Below are 4,007 nucleotides of genomic sequence, written 5' to 3' on the forward strand. Positions count from 1 at the left end.
AATTTTGAAGGGGAGTTTTCAAGTGGAACAGCAGATGAGTTTACGACGCTTTTTGTAGATCAGACGAGTGCGGATCCTGGGACTGAAAGTGGAATAAGTTATGGTATAGTTGCGAAGGGGTATAGGTATGGGTTTAATGGGAAGGAGAATGATAATGAGGTGAAGGGTGAAGGGAATGAGCAGGATTATGGAATGAGGATCTATGATCCAAGGGTGGCGAAGTTTCTGTCGATAGATCCTCTTACCAGTCATTATTCCTATTATTCACCTTATCAGTTTGCTGGTAATAAGCCAATAATGTTTGTTGATATAGATGGTCTGGAGATTGGTATTCCGAATATTAATAAATTTAAGTATGGAGATAATATTGCATTAAATGTAATAAGTGTCATTGATAATGGAGGTATAAATATATTGAACTTGGGGATTGACCTTGTTAATACAGCTACGTATGTTGGAGATAATATTTTTCACCCTAGCGTGATAGCTAACCAAACAAAGTCTGAGTTTCAGGAATTAGCGAAAAATGTTAAAGAAACAGCAAAAAGCACTTATACCTATCATACTCAAACCCCTTGGAAACAACAAGTTAAGGATGTAGGATACCAACTGGCTAGTGCAGAGCAATGGGAGGTTGCCTCAACATTTGCAGTAGGAATGGCTATTGGTAAAATGGATTTCAGTGTTCCAGAGCTTCCGGCAGGAAGACCACGTTTGGTAAAGGCAGGATTTTCTTTGGGTTCCGAGGAAGGTGCTGCTGAAAATGCGGGGAAGATCACATTTCAATTAGATAAGGAGATCACATCGCTTAAGGGTTTCAATTTTAACGAGGTATTAGATCAGGCACCAGCCAATAAAATATTAACGTTTGACGAAAGGCTAAAATTAAGTGAAAATATTCGGTTAATTTTAAAAACTATAAATGATAGGCCAGAAGCTGGGCTTAGAGCCTTTATGAACGCGCAATCAAAATTAGGGAGAATGAGATTTCTAGATCAGGTTCCTGAGGCAAGAGATGCATTAAACAAAACATTGATAAAATATGGACAAGAAATACCAGATTATTCACAAAGCGTTCGTGTAAATAGTTTGAAAAATAAAAAATAGATCAAAAATGTTTGAAATAGAAAGAAAAATTATGATTGAAAAAGTCGGTGAAAAAGAGTTTGAAAGCAATTCAATTGCTAGTGAGCACGAGCTGGAAACTTTTGAAAGCATTTATAGAGATAAGCTACCTGTTGATCTTAGAGCTTTTTATTTGGAACTAAACGGCTATTATAATTCTAACGATATGGTATATTTATATCCATTGAAAGAAGTAAAGAAGTTAAAGGAATATAATTTCATCAGTAGTGAAAATGAGTTTAATATGGATTGTTTTGTAATTGGAGATTACGGATTTCAGGCAATCTATTGGTTGTTAGATATGAATACAACAAAATATTTTGCATTGAGTATAGCAAATAATATGATTGTAGAAGTGGCTGATTCGATGAAGAATTTACTTTGTGGCCTTCTGAAAGACTCTTTAACTATGATTGGTTTAGATGCTTATGAATAAGGGTAAATTGTTGGCGCTTATAACCGTTCATTTTATTATCTTAAAACACTCTTGACAAGGCTCCAGCGAGAAGTACCCTTTCGGATGCCAATACCAATCGAAACTACCTGGTCTTTGAAACGATTTATTATGGATTACTGAAGAAGTATCATTCATTTATACCGGACAGCCGACTGAAAGGGTTAAGTATCCGGAATCTGAAAATCATTGATAGTACAACGATTTCATTGTTCATTGAGATACTACAAGGGGTAGGCCGTAACCGATGGTTCCCGGAAAAAAGGAGGCATCAAAGTACATATCCTAATGGACGCATTTAGTGGAGTTACAGAGTTTGTCAGGATTACGCCTGCCAAAGAATATGACCGTAAGTTCCTTTATCACCTGAAGTTGAAGGAAGGTAGTTGGATAGTTTTTGATAAGGCATATAATACATATCGCCATTTCGCCAAATGGACCACTCAAAAGGTGTGGTTCGTTAGCCGGATGAAAGATAATGCTGTATTTCATGTGACCAAAGTTCTGGTGGATAAAACAAAGCAAAAGCAAGCCATTGGGGTTATAAAAGAACAACATATTACAGTAGGCATTAAAACAAATAGAACTGAGACTGAACGGCTAAAGCTGCGACGGGTCGTTTATAAAACCAGAGATGGAAAAAGATACATTTATATAACCAATGATTTTACTTTACCGGAGCAAGGAGTTTTATCCTTGAACATCAAACTAAATATTCAAATTCACCCCGTTTATTTTGCGAAATCCCAAAAACCTAAAAGTAATGCTAATAATGGTGAGCCTAACTGGTCAAGCAAATCAAGCAAAACATTTGGACATACTTTTATTGAACACGGACAAAAAAGATCTGTCGAAAGTATGGCAGATAGATCAAGATCAAGGCAAGACAAAATGCCAATTGGTAGATGGTTAAATGACGAAAAAGCAGCGGCTTTTATTAAGAGGATATTTAATACATTGAAGCCTGGAGAGAATATTGTGAATATTCCAGATGGATTAGGAGAGGTAATATATCAGGATAAGACGAGAGAAGTTGTGAATCGTGCTTAAATTATCTTAACTCCAAATAAAGAACCATTCCTAATAAGACCAGGATATCCTATAAAATAAAACTTAGATAATGTCAAGTGGAAATTTTCTTTTTTTTTTAAAATCTCAGAATAATTTTGAGAATATAGTGATTAATAATTCTGAATTTGAATATGATCAAGAATTGGAAACAGTAGATTCTGTATTTCGGGATTTATCTGATGTTCTATATGAAAATAAAATCCATTTTATCTTACAGATAAATGGTATCATTTATCCTACCTGGGATTGTGAATTGTCAATTTTTCTTGATTCACTTCTCGATATGGTTTCTTTTTGTAATGGAAACGGTGCAGAAAAATGCGAAGTTGAATTTTACGAACAGGGAATTAGTTACCACATCGATTTTGAAAAAATAAATCATGAGTCTTATAAATTTCATTTCGTAGATAATAGCACAACTTTAAATACCTTTCATACAGAAAATTCTCTACTTGCATTAAATCTGGATTTGTTTATATTCTATTCCCAGGTTGTTTTTTTAATTGATAAACTTTGTCCATCAATTAGTAATACAGGGTTGTTTATTGAATGGAAAAATGCTATTAGTAAACAATTTGGAATTTAGTTTATCTTTAAGTCAAGCGTCTCGCAACAGAGTTGTCTCTACTGATGGTGATAAACCATATGGATTAGAGGATTGTAATCAATTGTTGAATCGTTTTTTTCAAAAAAGTTCTTTTAAATCTCCATTTCAAAAGAATTTACTTATTGTGTCAGTTGATGATGTAAAAGATAGTATCGTTACAATAAAAGTGAGCAGTGAAGAAGGTAATAATTTGACCGTCGGTTGGCTTCACTTGGATTTAAAAGGAAAAAAATTAACAAATATCACTTCTGATCCCGACAAGCCTATATCTTTAGAATATGATAAATCTGTCCTGGATAGTTTAATGAACAATTGTACATTTAGTAATACTGAATAAATACATAAATTGCAAATTCCAGGTTAAAAGCCCCGAACGTACCTTGATACTAGGAAGCGTTAACCAATGGAAAGAGTGCTCTTCGTAAGAAGCAATCTAAAGGAAGACCTGCGTTTTTACAAAAAGTTACTCAGTGCAGATGAAATAGCTGCTAATGCAGGAGTTAGTTGTCTGGGGCTGAGTACTTTGTATTCTTTCAGTCTTACCTATTTTAACATTTTCTGTCTGTGAATTGCCTATACCCGTTTTTAATCCAAATAAAAAAAGCTATGTCAAAATTTTTACCCATTAAAAATCATTCAGGCCCATTACAGCTGCAAGTAAACCTATACATGCTTATTCCCAGTCGCAACTGTTAAATAACAAGTTGAAATCACTTTACATTTATGTTGTTCTTCCTCATGGCAGGAAAC

Annotated in this window: 4 protein-coding genes and 1 pseudogene; all 5 read left to right on the forward strand. The window is 34.3% G+C overall.

Going from position 1 to position 4,007, the window contains the following annotated elements; all coding sequences use genetic code 11:
- Positions 1-1,107, forward strand: a 1,107-nt coding sequence (locus DXN04_RS34270) for an RHS repeat domain-containing protein (protein ID WP_317128904.1), incomplete at its 5' end; no start/stop codon positions are given.
- 7 nt (positions 1,108-1,114) lie between these two features.
- A complete protein-coding gene (locus DXN04_RS34275; RefSeq protein WP_116857924.1) occupies positions 1,115-1,561 on the forward strand; it encodes an SMI1/KNR4 family protein in 447 nt (148 codons plus the stop codon).
- 276 nt (positions 1,562-1,837) lie between these two features.
- Positions 1,838-2,629, forward strand: a pseudogene (locus tag DXN04_RS34280) (transposase); the annotation flags it as partial.
- Positions 2,630-2,699: 70 nt separating this feature from the next.
- On the forward strand, positions 2,700-3,236 hold the full coding sequence (locus DXN04_RS34285; protein WP_116857926.1) for a hypothetical protein: 537 nt from the start codon (positions 2,700-2,702) through the stop codon (positions 3,234-3,236).
- The gene (locus DXN04_RS34290) at positions 3,208-3,594 is read left to right on the forward strand and encodes a hypothetical protein (protein WP_116857927.1); all 387 of its coding nucleotides are present in this window, start codon (positions 3,208-3,210) and stop codon (positions 3,592-3,594) included. Before DXN04_RS34285 ends, DXN04_RS34290 begins: the two co-directional genes overlap by 29 nt.
- Positions 3,595-4,007: the final 413 nt, after the last annotated feature.

Source organism: Chitinophaga silvisoli, assembly GCF_003412465.1.
GTDB lineage: Bacteria > Bacteroidota > Bacteroidia > Chitinophagales > Chitinophagaceae > Chitinophaga > Chitinophaga silvisoli.